The 20,590-nt window shown below is 39.7% G+C and carries 22 protein-coding genes; 7 read left to right on the top strand and 15 right to left on the bottom strand.

Annotation, left to right across the window (positions count from 1 at the left end; genetic code table 11):
* Position 1: 1 nt before the first annotated feature.
* The 6 genes from aspS to rpsF form a co-directional block, all read right to left on the bottom strand.
* Entirely contained in the window at positions 2–1,807 is a 1,806-nt protein-coding gene (aspS, locus tag EHQ62_RS09590) for an aspartate--tRNA ligase (protein ID WP_135642273.1), read from the bottom strand.
* 11 nt (positions 1,808–1,818) lie between these two features.
* Entirely contained in the window at positions 1,819–3,162 is a 1,344-nt protein-coding gene (gene dnaB / locus EHQ62_RS09595; RefSeq protein WP_135642275.1) for a replicative DNA helicase, read from the bottom strand.
* A gap of 21 nt (positions 3,163–3,183) precedes the next feature.
* On the bottom strand, positions 3,184–3,630 hold the full coding sequence (gene rplI, locus EHQ62_RS09600; protein ID WP_135642277.1) for a 50S ribosomal protein L9: 447 nt from the start codon (positions 3,628–3,630) through the stop codon (positions 3,184–3,186).
* A gap of 9 nt (positions 3,631–3,639) precedes the next feature.
* Entirely contained in the window at positions 3,640–3,924 is a 285-nt protein-coding gene (gene rpsR, locus EHQ62_RS09605) for a 30S ribosomal protein S18 (protein ID WP_174705011.1), read from the bottom strand.
* Positions 3,925–3,996: 72 nt separating this feature from the next.
* Complete coding sequence (locus tag EHQ62_RS09610; protein WP_015678373.1) at positions 3,997–4,434, bottom strand: single-stranded DNA-binding protein; 438 nt, start codon at positions 4,432–4,434, stop codon at positions 3,997–3,999.
* The gene (gene rpsF, locus EHQ62_RS09615) at positions 4,427–4,702 is read right to left on the bottom strand and encodes a 30S ribosomal protein S6 (protein WP_015678074.1); all 276 of its coding nucleotides are present in this window, start codon (positions 4,700–4,702) and stop codon (positions 4,427–4,429) included. Before rpsF ends, EHQ62_RS09610 begins: the two co-directional genes overlap by 8 nt.
* Positions 4,703–4,854: 152 nt before the next feature.
* On the opposite strand from rpsF, the gene EHQ62_RS09620 reads away from it, so the two are divergent.
* Positions 4,855–5,577 (top strand): hypothetical protein, encoded by a 723-nt coding sequence (locus tag EHQ62_RS09620; RefSeq protein ID WP_135642279.1) that lies wholly within the window; start codon positions 4,855–4,857, stop codon positions 5,575–5,577.
* On the opposite strand, the gene EHQ62_RS09625 is transcribed toward EHQ62_RS09620, so the two are convergent.
* The 3 genes from EHQ62_RS09625 to EHQ62_RS09635 are packed head-to-tail and all read right to left on the bottom strand — an operon-like array spanning position 5,532 to position 9,460.
* A complete protein-coding gene (locus EHQ62_RS09625; RefSeq protein ID WP_135642281.1) occupies positions 5,532–6,674 on the bottom strand; it encodes a CapA family protein in 1,143 nt (380 codons plus the stop codon). The genes EHQ62_RS09620 and EHQ62_RS09625 overlap by 46 nt on opposite strands.
* Positions 6,675–6,677: 3 nt before the next feature.
* Positions 6,678–7,466 (bottom strand): hypothetical protein, encoded by a 789-nt coding sequence (locus EHQ62_RS09630; RefSeq protein WP_135642283.1) that lies wholly within the window; start codon positions 7,464–7,466, stop codon positions 6,678–6,680.
* The gene (locus EHQ62_RS09635; RefSeq protein ID WP_135642285.1) at positions 7,463–9,460 is read right to left on the bottom strand and encodes a tetratricopeptide repeat protein; all 1,998 of its coding nucleotides are present in this window, start codon (positions 9,458–9,460) and stop codon (positions 7,463–7,465) included. Before EHQ62_RS09635 ends, EHQ62_RS09630 begins: the two co-directional genes overlap by 4 nt.
* 38 nt (positions 9,461–9,498) lie before the next feature.
* Between EHQ62_RS09635 and EHQ62_RS09640 the strand changes: the two genes are divergently transcribed.
* The 6 genes from EHQ62_RS09640 (at position 9,499) to EHQ62_RS09665 (ending at position 15,377) form a co-directional block, all read left to right on the top strand.
* Positions 9,499–10,755, top strand: a complete 1,257-nt coding sequence (locus tag EHQ62_RS09640; protein ID WP_135642287.1) for a hypothetical protein — start codon at positions 9,499–9,501, stop codon at positions 10,753–10,755.
* Positions 10,733–11,863, top strand: a complete 1,131-nt coding sequence (locus EHQ62_RS09645; RefSeq protein WP_135642289.1) for a cysteine desulfurase family protein — start codon at positions 10,733–10,735, stop codon at positions 11,861–11,863. Before EHQ62_RS09640 ends, EHQ62_RS09645 begins: the two co-directional genes overlap by 23 nt.
* A gap of 7 nt (positions 11,864–11,870) precedes the next feature.
* A complete protein-coding gene (locus EHQ62_RS09650; RefSeq protein WP_135642291.1) occupies positions 11,871–13,238 on the top strand; it encodes a CHAT domain-containing protein in 1,368 nt (455 codons plus the stop codon).
* Positions 13,239–13,660: 422 nt separating this feature from the next.
* Positions 13,661–14,263, top strand: a complete 603-nt coding sequence (locus tag EHQ62_RS18715) for a hypothetical protein (RefSeq protein ID WP_244241722.1) — start codon at positions 13,661–13,663, stop codon at positions 14,261–14,263.
* A complete protein-coding gene (locus EHQ62_RS09660) occupies positions 14,260–14,829 on the top strand; it encodes an RNA polymerase sigma factor (protein ID WP_135642295.1) in 570 nt (189 codons plus the stop codon). Before EHQ62_RS18715 ends, EHQ62_RS09660 begins: the two co-directional genes overlap by 4 nt.
* A 17-nt stretch (positions 14,830–14,846) precedes the next feature.
* Positions 14,847–15,377 (top strand): hypothetical protein, encoded by a 531-nt coding sequence (locus EHQ62_RS09665; protein ID WP_135642297.1) that lies wholly within the window; start codon positions 14,847–14,849, stop codon positions 15,375–15,377.
* Between the two features lie 140 nt (positions 15,378–15,517).
* Here EHQ62_RS09665 and ychF read toward each other — a convergent pair whose 3' ends face one another.
* From ychF to EHQ62_RS09695, 6 genes are read right to left on the bottom strand one after another with little or no spacing between them, the layout of a single operon-like run.
* On the bottom strand, positions 15,518–16,615 hold the full coding sequence (gene ychF / locus EHQ62_RS09670) for a redox-regulated ATPase YchF (RefSeq protein WP_135642299.1): 1,098 nt from the start codon (positions 16,613–16,615) through the stop codon (positions 15,518–15,520).
* Between the two features lie 48 nt (positions 16,616–16,663).
* Positions 16,664–17,155: a hypothetical protein gene (locus EHQ62_RS09675; RefSeq protein WP_135642301.1), complete on the bottom strand. Its 492-nt coding sequence runs from the start codon at positions 17,153–17,155 to the stop codon at positions 16,664–16,666.
* An 8-nt stretch (positions 17,156–17,163) separates the two neighbouring features.
* Positions 17,164–17,862, bottom strand: coding sequence for an RluA family pseudouridine synthase (locus EHQ62_RS09680; protein WP_135642303.1), 699 nt, complete (start codon positions 17,860–17,862; stop codon positions 17,164–17,166).
* Complete coding sequence (locus EHQ62_RS09685; RefSeq protein WP_135642305.1) at positions 17,846–18,721, bottom strand: DUF2797 domain-containing protein; 876 nt, start codon at positions 18,719–18,721, stop codon at positions 17,846–17,848. The genes EHQ62_RS09680 and EHQ62_RS09685 overlap by 17 nt, the downstream gene beginning before the upstream one ends.
* Before the next feature lie 3 nt (positions 18,722–18,724).
* Positions 18,725–19,321 (bottom strand): LIC_11883 family protein, encoded by a 597-nt coding sequence (locus EHQ62_RS09690; protein WP_135642307.1) that lies wholly within the window; start codon positions 19,319–19,321, stop codon positions 18,725–18,727.
* A 10-nt stretch (positions 19,322–19,331) separates the two neighbouring features.
* A complete protein-coding gene (locus EHQ62_RS09695) occupies positions 19,332–20,576 on the bottom strand; it encodes an exo-beta-N-acetylmuramidase NamZ family protein (RefSeq protein ID WP_135642309.1) in 1,245 nt (414 codons plus the stop codon).
* Positions 20,577–20,590 lie beyond the last annotated feature (14 nt).

Raw genomic sequence — 20,590 nt, forward strand, 5'->3', positions numbered from 1 at the left:
ACTAAATTGTAACTACCCTAAGTTTGAGTTCTTCTAATTGTTTTCCTTCCACAGGACCTGGCGCTTCACTCATCATACAAGTACCTTTTTGTGTTTTGGGGAAGGCAATCACATCACGGATAGAAGTTCCACCCGTAAGTAACATCATAATCCGGTCCACACCAAACGCAATCCCACCATGAGGAGGGGCACCAAAGGAAAGTGCATCGAGTAAAAATCCAAACTTGGACTTAGCATCCTCTTCCCCGATCCCAATGGCTTCCAAAACAAGGCTTTGGATTTCTGGGTTATGGATCCTGATCGATCCACCACCAATCTCAGTTCCATTCAGAACGAGGTCATATGCCTTTGCACCAATGGAAGAAAGGTCAACTTCTTTCCCGTCCTTCCAATCCCTTAGTTTTTGAAAGTCTTCCTCTTTCGGTGAAGTGAAAGGATGGTGCAGGAAGGTCCAGGACTTGGTTGTTTCGTCCAACTCAAACATAGGAAAGTCAACCACCCAATGGAAACTATAAGGGACCTTAGGTGGATCATATTTTTCTGATAATTTCAAACGAAGCGCACCAAGAGAAGCATTTACAATCTTAGACGTATCTGCTCCGAAGAATACCATATCCCCTTCCTTGGAACCTACTGCTTTTGCAATGGCCTCCAATGCTTCTGGAGAGAAACGTTTTGTAATCGTAGATTCAAGACCGTTTGCTCCGTGTTTCATATAGGCAAGGCCTTTGGCACGGAAGTCACGGGAAAGCCAAGCCGTGAGGTCTTCGATTTCTTTTCGTGAAATCACAGAACCACCGGGGACACAAATCGCTTTCACCACACCACCACTGGCAATGGCACCAGTGAACACTTGGAAGTCACATGACTTCACATGTTCTGAAACATTCACAAGTTTCATCCCAAAACGGATGTCTGGTTTGTCGGAACCATACTCTTCCATCGCTACATGGTATGGCATCGTCATAAAGGGTGCCTTCACTTCCAATTGGAATACTTTCTTTAAGGCATATGCCCACATAGCTTCAATTTCACGGCGGATGTCTTCTTCCGTGACAAACGAAAACTCCATATCAAGTTGTGTGAATTCAGGTTGGCGGTCTGCACGTAAATCTTCATCTCGAAAACACTTTACAATTTGGAAGTAACGTTCCATTCCCCCAATCATAAGGATCTGTTTGAAAAGCTGAGGGGACTGGGGGAGTGCATAAAACTCACCTGCATTCAAACGAGATGGAACTAGAAAGTCCCTTGCACCTTCTGGTGTGGATTTATTTAAAATAGGAGTTTCAATTTCTAAAAAGGATTTACGATCCAAGTACTCTCGCAATGCAAATGTTAGTTTGTGACGTAAAACCAAACGGTCTCTAAGTTCTTCCCTACGCATATCGAGGTAACGATACTTCAAACGGATTTCTTCTCCAGAGGGATCAAATTCATCTAAAGTAAACGGTGGGGTTTTGGACGTGTTTAAGATTTCGACTGATTCAGCGATTAACTCGTATTTGCCGGTTTCCATCTTTGGATTGACAGAGTCTGCATCTCTTAGGGCTAGTTTTCCCTTCACTGCAATCACAAATTCGGATCGAATTTTTTCGACTTTGGAAAAATCATCACCAAGGATTTCTTTTCTGGCAACGATTTGTAAAATCCCAGAACGATCCCGAAGGTCGATAAAAATCACTCCCCCTTGGTCACGGTAACGGAAGGCCCAACCGGAAAGGAATAATGTTTTTCCAACAGACTCATCGGAGACATTTGTGGCGCTAATTCTATTTTTGTATTCTGATGTAACCCAGTGATTCAATTGAAAACCTCTTATAATGGAACGTTATCGAAACGGCTGATCTTCGGATTGAACATCAATGGAAAATCTGCCGTTGCTCCCGCTCTGTTTTTGGCGATGATGATCTCAGCCATTCCCCGTTTGTTCGGGTCTAGCTCTTCGGGAGGTTTCACCATTTCTTCCCGATAAATAAAACATACAATGTCCGCATCCTGCTCAATGGCACCTGACTCCCGTAAGTCGGAAAGCTGAGGCCTTTGGTCTTTGGAGCGGTTTTCAATGGAACGGTTCATCTGTGATAAGGCGATGATGGGACAACCCACTTCCCGTGCCATTTGTTTGAGTCCTCTGGAAATATTGGCAACCTCTTGTTGCCTTCCACCCATAGCTGCTTTTGGGTCACTCATAAGCTGTAAATAATCCACAATCACAAGCCCTACTTCTTCTGTGGTACGAAGTTGGCGGAGTCGTGCCGAAAACTCTTGGATGGTCAAATACCCCGAATCATCGATGTAAAGGCTTGCTGATGTGATATTGCCAATACTGTCTTTCAGTTGGGTCATCTGCGCGGATGTGAGAGTTCCCGCTTTTAACGCATACGAATCAATCCTTGCATCAGCACTGATGAGTTTGAGAAGGAGTTCAATCCGACTCATTTCAAGTGAAAAGATAACGACCGTTTTACGCTCTTTCAAAGCAGCATTGGCAGCAATGTTTAACGCAAAAGTAGTTTTACCATTACCTGGACGCGCTGCAAGGATCATTAGTTCGTGAGACTTAAGACCTGTGGTTGCCATATCAAGGCCCGTAAAATGGGTTTTTAAACCATTGATCCCACCGGTTCCATTTTGGCTTGCCGCCACCACATTTTTGATGTAATCAATCAGGGCATTGGCATCATCTTTGACTTTTCGTAAACCCTTGGACCTCTCCTGGCGAGAGATATCCATAAGAGACTGTTCCACAAGACTAAAAACAGAATCGTTTTCCCCAGGTTCAATTTTGACTTTGTCAATGGCTTGTGTGAGAGCTTCGACATACTTTCGTCTGTCGGAAACACGTTTCACACGACGAACATAATAGTCTAACGGTTGAAAGGGGACGGTATCTTTATAAAGAGATGTGATGTATTCCAAGTCGCGGGATTCATCTTTAAAAAGACGTTTTTCCCGCATTTGGTTTGTGACCGTTACTAGGTCAATGTTTGTCCCTTCATTGATTAGGTCTGTGACTGCCTCAAACACCCTTCTATGGGTATCCATATAAAAGTCATCTGGGCTTAGACCTAAGTCTTCCTGCCCGGCTACCCCTCTCATGAGTAGGTAACCGATTAAGTTCTTCTCAGACTCTATCTCCTGAAGGGGGTTAGAATTCATCGAAAAAGCGTTAGTGTAAGACTATGCTTGGCCGACGACTTTAACTACGATTTGAGGTACAACACCTTCAGCCAAACGAACTTTGATTTTAAATTCACCAACTGATTTAATTGGCTCACCTAAGTCTAGTTTACGTTTGTCGAGTTCTACTCCAGTGTTTTTAATTGCGAGAGCAATATCATTCGCTGTTACAGAACCAAAAAGTTTGTCGTTTTCACCCACTTTCACTTTCACTTCGTATGTTTTACCATCAATCGAAGAAGAAAGATCCTTCATCACTTTTACACGTTTTTCACGTTTGAGATCAGCAAGTCTTTTTTGGTGGATTGCAGCTTTGGTGTTACCATCGTTTGCACGTACAGCAAGTCTTCTTGGAATGAGGAAGTTACGTGCATAACCATCAGCAACTTCTTTTACATCCCCAGCATCACCAAGATTTAATACGTCTTTTTGTAATACAACTTTCATCCGTAACTCCTACAGAACTTTAAACGGCAATAAGCCGATGGATCTGGATTTTCTGATTTCACGAGCAAGAGCTCTTTGGTGTTTGCCACAAGTTCCTGTGATCCTTCTTGGAATGATTTTACCACGGTTGGTTACAAATCTTTCTAAGATATCCACTCGTTTGTAATCAAGTCCTGCAAGTAAGGCTTTGTCAGCACAGAACTTACATACTTTCTTTTTGTATTTTGCGTTTTTACGACCGAATTTACCTTCTCCGTCTTTACCACGGAATCCACCTTTTTCGTCGTCATCCATCCCGTCCATACTGTCACGGGAATCTATTCTTGTATCATCAATATTTGTCGTTTCACTCATTGTCATCACCTATCAAAAAGGAATGTCGTCATCACCGGCTGGATAATCATCATAACCACTACTTACGCCGGAATCATAAGAATTGGAACTGTCAGAACGGTCACCCGATCCACCACCTTGCCCTTGACCACCTAACAGTTGTGCGGTCTCGACATATACGCGGATTTTGGAGGCTTTTTTGCCTTCCGGGGTTTCCCATGACTGTTGTTGGAGTCTACCTTCGATTGCTACTTGTTTACCCTTGCCTGCATATTGTTTTAAAATGTCAGCAAGTCGGCCCCATGCAACGCAGTCGAAATAATGAGTTTCCTCTTTTTTTTCTCCGTTCGTCACATAAACTCTGTTATTCGCAATTGAAAAATTGACAACAGAACTTCCGTTCACCGATTTAAATTCCGGATCACGAGTCATACGACCGATGAGTAGTACTTTGTTTAGATCGTTAGCCATTTGCCCTAATTACGAGGGTTTTTAGGATGTTTGCATTGAGTTTGAACTCATGTTCAATCTTTGCAACTTCGGAAGGAGATCCAGAACACTTAATCAGTGTAAAATGGCCTTGTTCGTCTTGTCCAACGGGATGCCAGAGTCTTTTAGAACCCCAATCCTCTTCGCCTTGGATCGTGAAGTTGTATTTGGAGAGAAGTTCCTTAACGGCAGACTTCGTCTCTTCTACATTCCCTTCACGAAGAATATTCGTGATTTCGTAGTTTCTCATATTTCTCCTATGGGTATACCTACATAGAAACACTTGTAGGTAGAAGAATTTGTTAGTTTCCACTAGGGTTTTGCCATTGGGGCCTAGGGTCAATGGAATTTCTTCTTGGAGCCCTGAAACCTATCTAATTCTATGGAATTTCTAACATTTTTATGGGTGAAAAATCAAATTTTCCAGAAGTTTGGGGCCTGGGTCTTGGTCTATTTTTAGCGCTGTATGCTGGTTTTTTAAACCATATCACTCCCAAAGAACCCGCTCTCGACAACCACTCTGGGTTTGAATCCAGCCTGCTCGGCCTTGAGATGGCAGAAACTCCAAAACATGTCCAAGACCTGATTGGAATTCCCGATACCATCGATTTTTTCCATCTCTCCACCGAATACCGAAGGGTGCATTACTTTGATTTTGGATTTATCTTTTGTTATTTAGCGTTTTTAACCTACACAGGCCATTATGCAGGAAGGAAGGTTCGGCCGATTTTTCTAAAAATCTTTATGGGAATGATCTTACTCCTGGTGATTGCAGGATTTGCCGATCTCATCGAAAACATTCTCATCCTCAATATCCTCGATGCCAAAACAGCAGAAGAGATGACACCTTCATTGGAATACTTAAAACCCACATCCCAACTCAAATGGTTTTGTTTGTTTTCGTATGTAGCCATTGTTTCCGTATACTTTTGGTTATACGAAAAAGGTTGGATCCTAAGAACGGCAGCGATTCTTTTTTTCACTGGATTTTTTTTACAGATGTTTTCTATCATCCGCACCAATTTACTCGAACTCAGTTTCCCGTTTTTTCTAGTGGGACTTGTTTGCAGTTGGTTCCATTACGGCTTTAGTTTGGCTTTTAGTTCCTTATCAAAAAAAACATAACCCCTTCCCCCAGAAATCACAAGATCCGTTCCGAGTTGTTTACAAAGGATGGCATATTCTTTTAAAAAACTCTCTGCTTCTTTTGGGCCAAGTGGGAAAAAATAATGATCCCCTGGTAGGCTTTGGTGTTTTCCAAACACAGGGATCACCTCCACAAACAACAGTTTGTCGCCATCAAAATGTGTGACCACAGATACATTGTGTTTTAAGTATTGGTTTTTCGAACCAAAGAAAAAATTCCCAAGGGAATAGACAACGATCCCTTTGGGAAACACCTCAATCCCCTGTGGTACATGTGGGTGGTGCCCTATGATCACCTTATAACCTGCGTTAATTAAGTATTTTGCCGCATTTCGTTCTGTATCCATTGGAGTTGGATTGTATTCCACTCCCCAATGTACGGAAAGTACATTCACTTGGTTTGGTTTTGTTTTTTTAATCAGTTTTTCTGCCGTGGCGACTCGGAAATAAGCGGCCCCAGGCGAATTTGTTCCCGAAAAAAGCCTGGTCTCTCCCGTATCGGAAAACGAAAACAATCGAAATTCCGTATTTCCCTTTTTCACGATGATGGGTTGCAGGGCAAGGTCAGTGTTTTTTCCAGCACCTGTATGGAAAATTTGAAACTCATCTAACAGGCTTAAGGTTTCCAATAGTCCATTTTCCCCAAAGTCCATCGTGTGGTTATTCCCAAGAAAAACCCCATCAATTCCGAGTGATCGAAGCACTGTTAAATCCCGGCGTTCTCCATAAAATACATAGGATTTCCTTTGGTCTGCTGTAGGGGTTTTATGTAATACGGGAGTTTCTAAATTGATAAAACGAAAATCAAATTGGTCGAGGAAATAAAAAAAACTCCGAAAGGGAAAAAATACATCGTCTGAACGCATGGCATCCCGAACTCCCCAATTGAACATCACATCACCGCCAAACCAGAGTTTAGTGGAGCTAGGGTATTGAATGGATTCACCAGTTTCAGTTTGAAACTGGTACAAAAATGATTTTGGCAATCCAAGAGGTTCTTCTTGGGTTTCCGGTTGATCCAAAGCAAATACAAGGATCGGAAAAAGAAAAACCAAAAAGAAAAAACGAAGTTTCATCTCTTAAAATCGAAATACTTGGGGGGATACTTCTGTGATTTGTGATTTTTTCAGTTTGATTTGGATGAGGACATTTTCCTTTTCTGTGTCAAGGCTTACCACTTTGGTTGTGATTTCTTTTGGAGGGTGGACTTGGTTTGCCGAAGTTTTCACAATGGCGATGGCCTTCAGTCCTCGTTTCCCACTCGTTAATTCTAACCTGTCCAAACTCCCTTCTTTAAAAAAATATTCATATTCACCATCTGGTTTTGTGACATACACACGAGAATCATCTGTATTAAACCTTGCTTTTTGGTTTTGGATTTCGCTTATATAGTTTCCAGTAAGGTAAGAATAAATCACAGGGAAAGGGATTGTATATTTTTTTCCAGAATTCGGATCTTGGATGAGAATGTCACCCATCGGTAGGGTCTGGATTTCTTTTGTGCTTGTGGGTTTGATTTGGATTTGTTCCCCATTTGCAACAAGTTCCGTAAAAATCATACCAAAGAATTGGTCCATCAATTGGATTTTGACTTGTTTTGTGTCCTTTGAAACAAACACCTTCCCATCCAAATACACATTGTCTTTTTTGGGAACAAAGGTCTGGATTTGCATGGAAAAATCTGATTTAAAACTAGGAAAGTTTGGATTTTTATCCAATACTTCTTTCAAAAATGTTTTTGATGAGGTATCCTTTGCTGGTAAATACTTACCGTCTGCCTTTCCAATAAAATTCGGATCTTCCACTTCTGTGGATTGGCATGCGACAAATTGTAAAATCAAAATAAAAACAAATAACCGAATCATCATTGTGAAATTTCCTTTTCCACTCGTTTGATTTTGGACACCAACTCTTTGTTAGTGGATTGTTTGTCCTTTGCGAGTGAAAGTTTATAAAATTGTACTGCATTTACAGGGTCTTTTTTTGCCAAATACACATCCCCTAAATGTTCATAAATCACAGGGTCTTCAAATCCTCTCTCCAATGCGAGAGAGGCTGCAAAATTTAAGTGTAACAAAGCCAAATTGAATTCTTTTTTTCGGTAGTACACCCAACCCAAACTATCTTGGTAGGCCGGGTTGTCTGGTTCTAAAGAAATTGCCTTGTTTAAAAGTGTATTTGCTTCTTCCGGATGTTTGTCTTTTTCTGCGTATAGATAACCCAAATAATTCATGGCATTGGAAGCATTGGGATTTAAAGAGATGGTTTTTTTTAAATCCGATTCTGTTTCTTCAAATTGTTTTAATTTGTCATACGCACTGGCACGGTAAAAATAAAAATTTGCATTGTTTGGATCCATTTGGATGGCTTGTGAATAATCCTTCACACTTTCTTCGTATTTACCCAATTGAAAGTATGACAACCCTCGCAGGTAAAAATGAGTAGGATTTGGATTTTCTTGTAAGGTGTTTGACAAAATGCCAACAGAAGTTTCTTCCTTTTTTAAATTCCCTTGCAGGTAAAGGTAAGCCAAACGAAATCGTAATTTCAAATTTTTATCTAAATTTGTGGAAAGGGCAAGTGCTTCTTTCATTGAAAGGATGGAATGGTTCCACTGCCCTAACATTTCTTGGCAGGCTGAAATTTTTTCCAAGTAGGCAACTTTCAGTTCGGTTTGCCCTTCTGTTTCCGTTAATTTTTGGTATCCACGTTTGAGTATCGAAAGTGCGAGTACATACTGACGGTACTCATAAGCATACTGTGCGGTTTCAGCATTGAATTCATGGTAACTCGGAGAATTATTTTTTTCGGCCAATTCCAAAAGTGCAACTCTCGGTGTTAACCTCGCTGGATTTGCATTGATAAAGTTTTTTAGTTTCTCTTCCAAACCAATTGTAGATCCATTTACCAGTTGGTTTAAGAGTGTGATGAGACCTTCTTTTGGAATTTTCTTTTCTCCACGTAAGGTTTGGAAAAATTGGGGGGCAACATCACGTGCATTCAAAAAATAAATTTCTGCGAGCATATGGGAGGCATCGATGTCCCTTAAATTTTTTTCACGAATTTGTTCCAAATAGAATTTGGACTGTTTAAAATCACCTAACACAAAATAAATTTGTGCCAATCGAAATAAAACTTCCATATCGTTTTTATATACAGAATTGTATTCGTTAAAATGTTTGATGGAGATTTTTGGGTAATCCAGTTTATAATTCAGATCACCTAAAGCTTTGGCTGTGATGTATTTGTATTTGGAAGAGGTGTCCCTTCTTTCAATGACAAAAGAAAGTGCCGTGTAATACAAAAGAGACTGGTTCCACATCTTCCTTTCGAAGTACAAATTCCCGAGTAAGTATAAAAAATCTGGGTCATTCGGAAAAAGGACCAAATCCTTTTCTAAAACTTCTGTGGCTTTCACTAAGTTTTGTTCCCGAAGGCGCACTCGCATTTGCAGAATCACAATTTCTTTGGTGAGCTCTGGTGATTCATTTTTTGCAAGTTCTGACCATTCCCAAGCCTTTGTGGTATCACCTAACTCTAAATAATTTTGCGCTTGTAGTTCTGCTGAAAGGGAACTTGGCCTAATCCCTTTTTCTTTTTGGCAGAGGTGGTATTTGTCGAGGTAGGAAATTGAGCTTTCGAATGAAACTTTTGCCACTTCCGATTTTTTGGCATTATTGGCTTTGTAGGCGGTGATTTGCTCATTTATGGCCCGAGAGAGGAAAAACTCACTTGGAACCCCAGGTTCGAGAAGGGAACAATCTTTCTTTGGGATTGGATCTGCAAAGGCCTGCAAAACAGTAAGAAAACAAAAGAAAACAAAGAGGAATGGGTGGTTTAAAGTTTTAATTGCTTGAAACATCAGTAGATTCCGGCAAAGATCGGGTACAGGGACAATCCTTGAACCAAATCTTCCGAGAAAATTTAAAATACATTCTGGCTGTTCTCCTCGTATGGGCAATCACTTTCCCATGGATTCTGAGAAACAGGGACACCATCCTTGCCAAACTTACCCTCACCTACAATTCGTTTTTTGGTTACCCCAATCCGAGGATCGCACACCAACTCATAGCCAAAGGGGATGCAGTCCTCGAAAGCCGAAAGGAGGGAGGTTCTAATGTCTTCCAAAACATCTCTCAATTTTTTAGTGCGGAAGAAAACACAAAAGGGACCGTACTCCCCTTGGACCTTGCGCTTATGGAAAAGTCCTGTTTGTATTTCCGAAGCAAAGAACATGTGGAAGAACATTTTTTAGAACTGACTTGGAGGGAAAAAGCGAGTGAGTGGGGCTCTCCCCTCTTCCAAAGGATGGCACCCCAAGGAGAATTACTGCTTGGCCCAAATCCCAAAGACTATTGGAACTCACACATCGAAGCTGTTCTTACCGCACTTGATTATTACAAACGTGCCTTACGATTTTCTGGCCCTGAACTCCTTGCTCCCAAAAAAATTGAATCAGTCGCTTGGGCAAGTTGTAGGCCAAGTGAAATCTTACTCGCATACAAAACCCATATGTTGGAAACAGAATCCTATGTCTTACAAAAGTTAACTGACTTAGAAAAAGTTCCGAGTGGACTGAGCGCTGTACAAAAACGAAGTGTAGTACTATCGAGCATCAAACGAAGTGATTTCAGTGAAGTCTCGGCCAATGATTATTTAGAGTCTTTGCTTCGGCAAATCCTACTCACTGGTATGAAACAATTTTCTCCAAGGGAAATGGATGATATCTATGAAAGGATTTTGTATTTTGTTGGATCCGATGAAAGAGAATACTTAAAGTTTAAATTCAGAAGAGCAGAATTGTATTTCCAATTAGGAAAAGAAGAAAACTCATATTACCAAAAAGCAACAATAGAATTTAAAGAATCTTCCAATATCCAAATTGCATCTGAACTTGAAGACATTAACCTTCCTGCCCTGCTCGTCCATGAATTTGAAGCAAAACTGAGACAAGCAGAAAGCCTTCACAAACTAAAAGAAAACAATAAAAGTTTAGTGATCTTAGATTCATTAAAATCAAAACTTCGCAACGTTGATGAACGAAGTGTCGGTGGCAAAAAAGATCAAATTTTAAAAGCATACCATAATCTAAACCGATCCGTTCTACGTAAGCTCGGACGTTACGAAGAAGCAGATGAAATCCCATTTAACGAATGATATAAGGTATTTTGACTACAATGCAACCCATCCTCCCTACCCAGAGATTTTAGAATCTTGTTTGGAGGAATACTTACAAAATTATTATAATCCATCAGGAATCACTCGTTACTCACTGCAAAACCAGGGAAAAATAGAACAAACCCGAAAGTTTCTGGCAAAGATCACGGGAGGACAAGAAAAACAGTTTGTATTTTCTTCCACGGGTACGGAGGCAAATCACTTACTCATCCAAAGTTTGCGAGTAAAATACCCTAATCTAAGTTCGGTGATCGTTTCTCCATTTGAACATTCGAGTATGTATTCTGCTTTAGAAATGTTCGGATTCCATCCAGAACTTATAAAACCCAACCGTGGTGGGACTGTGAACCTAAATCATTTAGAATCTTTGTTAAAAATAGAGCCAAGGCCTGTTGTCTGTTTGTATGCAGGCAATGAAACGGGAGTCATCCAACCAGCAGAAGAGATCCAAAAACTCACCAAACTGTATGGACAGATGTTTTACAGTGACCTAATGCAAGCCTTCTGTAAAATTGAAGTTCCCTTTTCCCTTTTTGATGGGTATAGTTTTTCAGGCCATAAAATTGGGGCTGGTATGGGTGCTTGTGTCACGTATTTACCAGAAAGTAACCCTCATTTTCGGTTGTTTGGTGGTGGAAACCAGGAAAACGAACATAGAGCCGGCACAGAAAATACATTTGCCATCTCCTGTTTACAAAAAGTAACAGAAGTCCAATTGGAAGGGCTCATCACAAAAATCGAACGGTTAAAAAATTTCCAATCCCAACTCGAAAGTGAACTAGAATCCTTTGGATGTGAAATCATCGCAAAAAACGAAAAAAGGCTTCCGAATACAAGTTTTTTCCTATTACCCATCCAAACCGTTGACTTCTTTTTATTAGGTCTAGAAGAAAAAGGAATCATCGTATCCACTGGTAGTTCCTGCAAATCAAGGGCCAGGGAAGCTTCCAAATCCTTACTCCAAATGGGGTATTCAGAAGAAGAAGCCTTACGTGCGATCAGAATTTCCACGGGAAGTTTTACTACATTAGAAGATCTTGAAATTCTTATTTCAGAAATCAAAGAATTGATCCAAAAATTCCAGTGAAACCAAAATGAAAATCCGAATTTTATCAAAGTATTCGAACCAAGGGATTTCAGACGGCGAATGTTTTTGGGAAGAAAAACAAAACCAGTTTGGAAGTGTCGAAAGGACCACATCCTTTTCGGGAGAATTATTATTAGAATTCCAAAAAGATTGGTCCCTCTTTGTGGAACGAGTCCTTTCCCAAAATCCGAAACGGACAGAGTTTTTCGATAAATTAAGCAAAAAATCAGATAACTTAGAACAAATTGTATTTGCTAAAACCACTCCAGTTTGGAGGACACCTGGGTTTGTAGGAAACATTCAAATTTTAGTTGATCCTGAATTTTCTCCTATCCCTTGGGAGATTTTGAAAACACACCAAGGTTATTTATTCCAAAATGAAAAATTCAAAAGGGGGATTCGGATCGAACACAAAGAAAAAGAAATATCAAAAAAATCAAACATTGCACTGATCATTTGTAATCCAGTGAAATCAATTTTGTTAGATACGGTCAAAGAAGAATGTGCGACCCTATACCCTATTTTGGAAAAAAAATTTCCCTTACGAATTTTAAAACAAGACCACCTAACAAAAATTCGATTTATCGAAGAAATGAATTCAGTCAAATACCTTCATTACGCAGGACATACGGAAAAAAATGGAATCCCCATGGTGGAAAATCAATTTTTATCCATGAATGAAATCTCATCCAGATCTTTTTCCCATTTGGAATTGGTTTTCTTTAATAGCTGTTATTCGTCGTTTGATTCCAAAAGCCAATCGGGGCTTACCACTAGTTTTTTAAAAGCTGGTGCGAAAACGGTGATTGGATTTTTGTACCCAGTAGAAACTACCCTAGCCAAGGAAATTGGAATTTCCTTTTGGAAATATTTTTTAGAATCCAAAAATGCAGAAAAAAGTTTAAACAAAATCAGAAACCAACTTTTTAAGGGATCTGGAAGGGAAATCATCACGGCGATTAGTTTAGTTCAATTTTCCACATCGTCCAAAGTCCAGAGTTCAAAACGAATCCTTAGCCTTGTTTCTGGAATTTTGGCCGTTTTGTTTTTTTTAGTCCTTTCGAATGCAACCAAAGAACAATCGGAAATCCAAACGAGTGGAGGGGATTTACCCCAATCAAAATTGGAGGAAGTGACCCAAAAAAATGAAACGAAGGTATTGCCAAAGGAAACTTTTTCCAAAACCGACCCCCTACTTTTAAAAATCAAAAGTTTATCTCATTTAGAATTTAAAAAACAAGCCATTTTGTTTTTAGAAACCAAACATGCATTACTTGACGAATCACAGAAACGGGAAATCTTAGAATCCATTTTTTCAGAAGAATCTTCTGAAGAAAAAATGTTTTATGAGTTTAAAACAAGGAGTGGTTTCTGAAACAGAATTTTGTATTCATTGTCTGCTTTGTTCTCCTCAGCCGGCCGACCTTTTCCCAGTGGTTTGGAAAACAATCTTCCTTTGAAACCATTTGGAACGACTTCCAAAAAGAACCTAGTATACAATCCATTGCTTTCCAAAAAGAAACCTACCCAATCCTTCGGGAAGTAGAAACAAGAGAAGAAGACGAATTCCTCTATTACCAAAATCTTTGTAAATCAAATGAAATCCGTGACCTCTCGGAAATTTTAAAACAAATTTCTTTTTATGATTCCCTATTATTTCTCAGACGATGCCAAGAAGGAAAAAAAGAGGAACACCTCCTCATTGAAAAGGAAACGAAAAAAAGAATTTTTGACCTAATCCTATTTCCAAAACTAGAAATCCTTCCGAATGAAATCATAAATGACGAAATTGTTTCTTTGGTTGGCGAACTCTTAAAGGAATGGGAAAAAACTGTGTACGTCTTTTCCAACTTCTACAAACCACATGAAGTTTTGTTTTTAGGAAAAGAAAGGGAATATTCCTTAACGTTTAACCGAATTTTGTATTCGGAAATGCCAGAATCCAAACGAAAAACCTTATTACTTCGTTTATTACAAGATATCAAATCCCATCAAAAGTCCACCTACCAATTGTTTTACTATTCTAATCAAAATCCATGGAATCTCAAAACCTTAAAATTAGAAAATGAAAAATCCAAATCCTATTTTTTGCAAGTCCTTAAGGTATGGAAACTTGATCCCAATGTTTCCAACTCACAACTCTCCCAACTGAACGAATTACAAATTTGTTTAGAAAATATTCCATCTGACCAAACGAAAATTCGAATATTCGGTTTTTTTGGATTTTTTCATGATTACGGAAGGTTTGGGTATGAAAACCAAATTGCTTCTTTGGGTTCCAACCAATCAAGACTTCAGTATATTCACCAATCTTTATTCCAATCCCATCATTTCCAAAAAAGATTAGAAAATGTAATGATCTCTTGCAAAAATTCCGTCAGATCACAAAAAGAACTATGAGTGATGAGATAAGGACTTTGATCGATAATTGCCTACTTGGAAAAAGAGAAGCTTGGCAGTCCCTCATCCAAAAATTCCACAGGCTCATCATTGGAACCTGCGCACACTATGTGCCTAAAGAAGAAGTGGTAGACACATCCCAACTCGTTTACCTCAAACTCACAGAGAACGATTACCAATTGTTACGAAAGTTCAAAGGGGAAAGTTTACCCGCTTTTATCATCTATTTAAATGAAATCGCAAAAAACATCAGTATGTCCCACACTCGTAGCATCCGTAGGACAGAATACCGAGAAGGTTTGTCCCTCGACCTGAGCATCGATATCTTGGATGAAAGGCAAACGCAGGAAGATGTGTATTTTGAATGGGAAGAAAAAAAGGAGTTTTACGATCTCATTGAGGCTTTGGATGAACCACATAAAGAAATCCTCATCCTTCGTCTGAAAGGTTATAAATTCAAAGAAATTGCTAAAATACTAGAAGTTCCCATAGGGACAGTACTAGCAAGGGCCAATCGGGCCAAAGAAAAGATAAAAAAATTACAAACAAAGGAAATAAAGCCGTAACGGGGGGAAATTAATGTATGGAGACAAAAGATCCAAATCCATTTATGAACCGACTCAAACTCAAAGAAGCCCTCTACCTCATGTCCCAAGGGGAAGAAGTGGACCAGGTAACTCTCCAAAGGATCTTAGAATCCGTTGTTCCAGGTCCTGATTCGAAAATCCGCATTTACCTCCAATTCCTAAACGATAGCTTAAAGGTTTTGATGAGCGACTGGGAAAATACCACCTTACATACCGCACAACTTGCACTCCGGGGCCAAGGGAATGGAGGGGCATTCCGAGTGCACAGGCAAGTGGCGGGAAGGGATTTGGATTTTGTTTTCCAACCCAATGCTGATAAAAACCAAGTCTTTTTGTCTGTCGAGGCATCCAATGCAGACAAACTCTCCGCAAAACTGTTTTTAGATGGGACACCCGTGGAAACCCTACCTAAATTAGGAAGTCAGTCCATGTTTGACTCACCCATCACACTCGATTCAAGTCCAGAACTTGCCATTTTTGAATCTGGCCAAGAAATCGGGCGTTATCATTTTATGTTACAATCGTAATTTTTTTGGAACTTTTTGCAATAAAAGGAGTGGGATTCGGCATTGATTGAATGAGAAGAGGGCCCCTACCTGTAGGATCCTACTATCTTTTTCCAAACTAGTTCACTTGAGAATCATCCCGACGAAGAGTCGGGTTTTTTTTATGCGTTCACTCGGAAATAAATGACATCTCCGTCTTGGACGATGTACTCCTTACCTTCGACTCGTAGTTTCCCTTCTTCTTTGACTTTGGCTTGGTCACCAGTGCGGTCGAGGTCTTCATACCGCATGACTTCCGCTCGGATGTATCCTTTTTCAAAATCAGAATGGATGACACTCGCTGCCACGGGACCAGAACTCCCAAGTTTTGTGGTCCAAGCTCTCACTTCTTCCACACCAGCAGTGAAAAATGTAATGAGACCTAGGAGTTGGTAAGAGGCTCGGATCATCCGAGAAAGCCCTGATTCTTTTTCCCCAATCTCTTCTAAAAATGCCAATTGGTCTTCTTTTTCAAGTCCCGAAATTTCTTCTTCAAATCGACCACATAAAACGACAACAGGTGCAGATTCTTTTTCAGCAAAATCGGTGATCGATTTTACAAGCGGGTTCTCTGTAGATTTCACATCTGAATCCAGAATATTTGCAACATATAACACGGGCTTAATGGTAATTAAATTGAATTTTTTTGCAATTTTAACTTCTTCTTCAGTTAATGCAACAGTGGACGCTCTGTTTCCTTTTTTTAAGGCTTCCAAAATTTTATCCATCACAGACAAAATTTCTGCGGCTTCTTTGTTCCCTGTTTTAGCAGTTTTGGAAACTCTTTGTTGTTGTTTTTCCAAACTATCCAAATCAGCAAGAATCAATTCATAATTGATTACCGTGATATCCTCAATCGGATCTACCTTTCCATGAACATGTGTTATATTTTCATCTTGGAACGCGCGGACAACGTGGCAAATGGCATCCACTTCTCGGATATGAGATAAAAATTGGTTTCCTAAACCTTCCCCTTGGCTTGCCCCTTTCACAAGGCCTGCAATGTCGACAAACTCGATCATCGTAGGGACGGTTCGTTTCGGTTTGTAAATTTCAGATAGGCGTTGTAACCTTTCGTCAGGGACTTCGACAACTCCCGTATTGGGTTCAATGGTGCAAAACGGGTAATTTGCAGCTTGTGCACCTGCTTTTGTGAGAGCGTTAAAAATAGTCGACTTACCGACGTTTGGGAGACCTACAATGCCACAATTCAAAGCCATAGGGATAGGTTTTTCAAAGGAAGTGCGAGGACAAGGAAAATTGTTGTCTTAGTTTTGAAATCCGGTTTCTAAATACACAGATAAAAGAAAGGATACCGAAACCAAAATGACAAAAATGTAAAATCCCAAGTAGAGTTTTCCAATCCGTTTCCAAGGAAAACGATCCTTTAGTTGTAAGGTTTGGATGATCCACTCGGGATTTGGATCGGGGGGAAGTTCCTCTTCGCTACCAGACTTACTCCATACAAATTGTTTTTCTTCACGTTTCAAACTGTAAAATGGGGACCTATCTCCCTCTTCCAAGACATTGAGCAAAAGGGTTGGGATTTCAAAATACTTAAAACGAATCAGGCCAGAAAATCCTGTGAAAATTGCCAGATAATTGATCACAACAATTAAGGGACTTGCCGTATAACGAGAGCTAAAGAGTAAGTATAAATAAATCACTAAAAAACTAATCGAAATCAATTTCGAAATGGTTGTTAGTTTTTTATAAACTTTTTGTTCTTTTAAAAATTGGGAATACACTTCAGTTTTCATACCGAGTTTCAATTTGATTGGATTTTGGCATCCGTTATGGAAGGCATTCGATTCATCCAATCAGCCGGAACTTCTGTTTCTACCATATGTTTTTGGCCACTAAAGTCAGTAAAGGAAAATCGAAATGCATGTAGGTACATCCGCCTTTCCCTACTTTCTTTTTTCCCATACACTTGGTCACCTAAAATGGGAAAACCCAAATTCGAAAGCATAACACGTATTTGATGCCTTCTACCAGTGAGAATTTTTGCAAGTCCGAAGGAAATGTTATTTTTTTTATCAGATACGAGAATGTTAAATTCGGTTATCGCTTTATTACCACCACTTCGCACAATGTTTACCTGTTTATTTCCATCCTTAATAAAACATTCCATCCTTTGTTCTTTCCAAAGAGGAATCCCTTCACAAATGAAAATATATTTTTTTTCAGCTTCCTTTAATAAATTGTCCAAATCCAAATTTTTGGTTTTATTTTTCCCCAAAAGGACAAGGCCACTGGTTCCTAAATCCAGTCTATTGATTGTCCGAAGTTCTGGGAGATGCAAATGGTTTGCGAGCAGTCGGGTAAAGTCTAAACGATTTGGGTCCTTCGTTTCATGGACAGGAATCCCTTCTGGTTTGTCGGCTAACAAAAAATCATCATTCTCAAAATAGATCCGAGTGGTGAAGTTCCCTTTTAGTTGGATGGGTTTAGGCAGAGAACTCAATGTAGAGACCACCCAAACTTCGAATATTGATCACTCCATTTTCAAACAATAAATATTGCCCTTTGATCCCAACAAGAGTGTCAGAGATAGGAGTGTCCTTTGTGAGTTTTAATGATTTTACCTTGGAAGGATAAGACAAAATTGGGTATTGGATTTCTTGAATCTCTGGCGAAGGGATCCTCTTCCAAACTAACTTTTGCTTGGTGCCAATTGGTGAAACAAATTCATTTTTCTCCAAATGGTTTAAAAATTTTTCTGCTTCTTTTTTTAAATCTATGGTAGCGGGTTCCCCCGAAACCATTTTTTGCCAGGACGTTTTGTCCGGTAAAAATTGGCTTAAAAAATGTTCCAAAATCCCTGCATCCCTTCTCGAATCCACTTCCAAAAGTGGAATTCCAAACCTCGCCCCTTGGTCCACCCAACGATTGGAAATTGGGTTTTCTTTTGTGATTCCGACTTTGAGTCCACTGGAATTGGCAAAGTAAACGACATGTTTTTTAAAACAATTTGTATTCCCCCAATTTGCATCACGGCAAGTACCTTTGTGGTGGTGGCAAGTTTCAGGCCGCAAAATGCACAGATCATTTTCAGGCAAACTGGAAAAACAGGTAAAACAATACCCTTGGTTAAACGATTTTTTGGTTTTTTTACCACAATGCATGCAACGAATTTCATCATTTGTGGTTAGGGTAATTTTTTTTCCAATGAAGGTTTCTAGAGAAACATCTGATTCGTGTTCTGTGACAATGATCTCTTTTTGTTTTTTGTCTTCCGTATAGGTGGCAAAATCCCATAGATAAGAAACAGGGGCCGTTCCTCTATGGGACATCTTCCTCACATACCCTTGGAAATTTGGCATAGATTAAAAAGTATATTCCTTCACTTCTTCTGGAAAGTAATCAGCATTCACTTTCACAAAGTACAAATGAGTCAGTTGTGGATTCTCAAGGGATGGCTTCCATACAAAAATCACGATGGTATTTTGGTAGAGGTAATGAGATATCTGGCCTTTTGGGTGGTAAAACAAAGAAAGTTTTGAATCCCCTTCCCCAAGCTGTATCACGTTTCCATTTAGATTCCTAGATTTTTCTTTGGAAACTTTGATCCGAATTTTTCCACTTGGGTTCATGTCTTCGGGATCACGCCCTTCCGCAAACTCTCCATCACTGATTTCCGATTGGACATTCACTTGGTCCGTTGTCCCAGTGAAATCTAAAAAATTGCAAGGGAAATCACCTGGCATACTTGGAAATGCATCCGAACAGGTTTGGTAGGTAGTTTCTTTTTCTTCTATCCGGGAATAATTTCCCATCACAGTGCTACGAATGGTCGCATAAGCCACAGACTTTAATACCTTGGCAGTTTTTTGTTTGGGAATCAATTTGAGTTTTGAGTCAGAAGCAAAAAGACTTCCAATGAAGATCAGAATGGAACAAAAAGATAAAAATAAAAACTTCATTTTCTGTCCTTTAGTACAATAAGTACGGTTTGATCCGTTTCTTTTCATTTTCTTCCTCACTCAAATAGGAATTGTGAAATTCAGAATAGTTTTTTCCTTCATTGATAGAAGTGCGGAAGTGGTCATTGCCCCATAACTGGTCAACCCAATAGTTTGTAGACCCTTTACTCCATTTAAAATCATTAGGGTAAGTTTCTTTCATTTGGCGGATGAGTTCATAGGCTAATAACATTGGGTCATAGTCGGGACGAACCAAATTCATTCGAAGGCCAGAACAAATTTTACCTTTGTGTGGCCCAAAGGTTGGTTTGAAGTAAACGGTAGAAAAGTAATAGGATTTGTTACCAATGGCACTGAGTTTCCCTGCAAGTTCCTCAGGATTTGTCATCCAAGGAGCACCAAAGTAAACAAAGGGAGCTTGTGTCCCTCTGCCCACAGATACATTCACACCCTCAAGTAAAACAAGTGACAAATAATTCCTTGCGGAGTCCACCATGGGTAGGTTTGGTGATGGGGTGGTCCAAGGGATTCCCGTATCTTCAAAGTACATTCCCCTTTTGTATCCTTCTACTGGGACTACATTCAAATCCACAGATTCCTTTAGGTATTCCTTATTGTAAAATATGGCGGCTTCTCCCGTTGTCATTCCTGTGATGAGAAGGGAGGGAAATTCTCCTGCAAAATTCAGATGCCTTGGATTCATCTTTTCTCCCATCGGAGGAAGGTGCATCGCGACATGGATGTGATCAAGGACAATGAGTTTTGTTTTTGTATTCTTTAAAGCATCCATTAAACGTTTCAGAACACTTAAATACGTATAACAACGCATTCCTACATCTTGTACATCAAACAATACATAATCAACTTCTCTTACGAGTTCCTTTAGTTCACTATCTTTGATTCGGTAGATATGATACAAAGGACGATTGAATGTAGGATCCATCGTGACAGGAGTTTGGCTGAATTCTTCTTCTAAACCTAAGAAACCATGTTCGAGTCCAATCAGATGTTCTAATGTGATTTTATGTTTCTCCAAAGAGGAGATGATTTTTTTTGGATTCGTTCCGATCCCCGATGGATTGGTTGCAAGCATCAGTTTTTTTCCAGCCATCGAAGGAAGGATTTTTTCGTAAAAAATGTCCTGAGACAAACGAAGTTTGGAATCAGAAGGGTGGACACGAAATTGCGGAACCGTGTTCCCTTGGCAAGCAAGGACAAGAAAGCAGAGAGAAAACCGAAAAAAGTAATTGGTCATGTAAGTATATGTTT

Origin of the sequence: Leptospira jelokensis, from assembly GCF_004769635.1 — a bacterium.
GTDB classification, from domain to species: Bacteria; Spirochaetota; Leptospiria; order Leptospirales; family Leptospiraceae; genus Leptospira_A; species Leptospira_A jelokensis.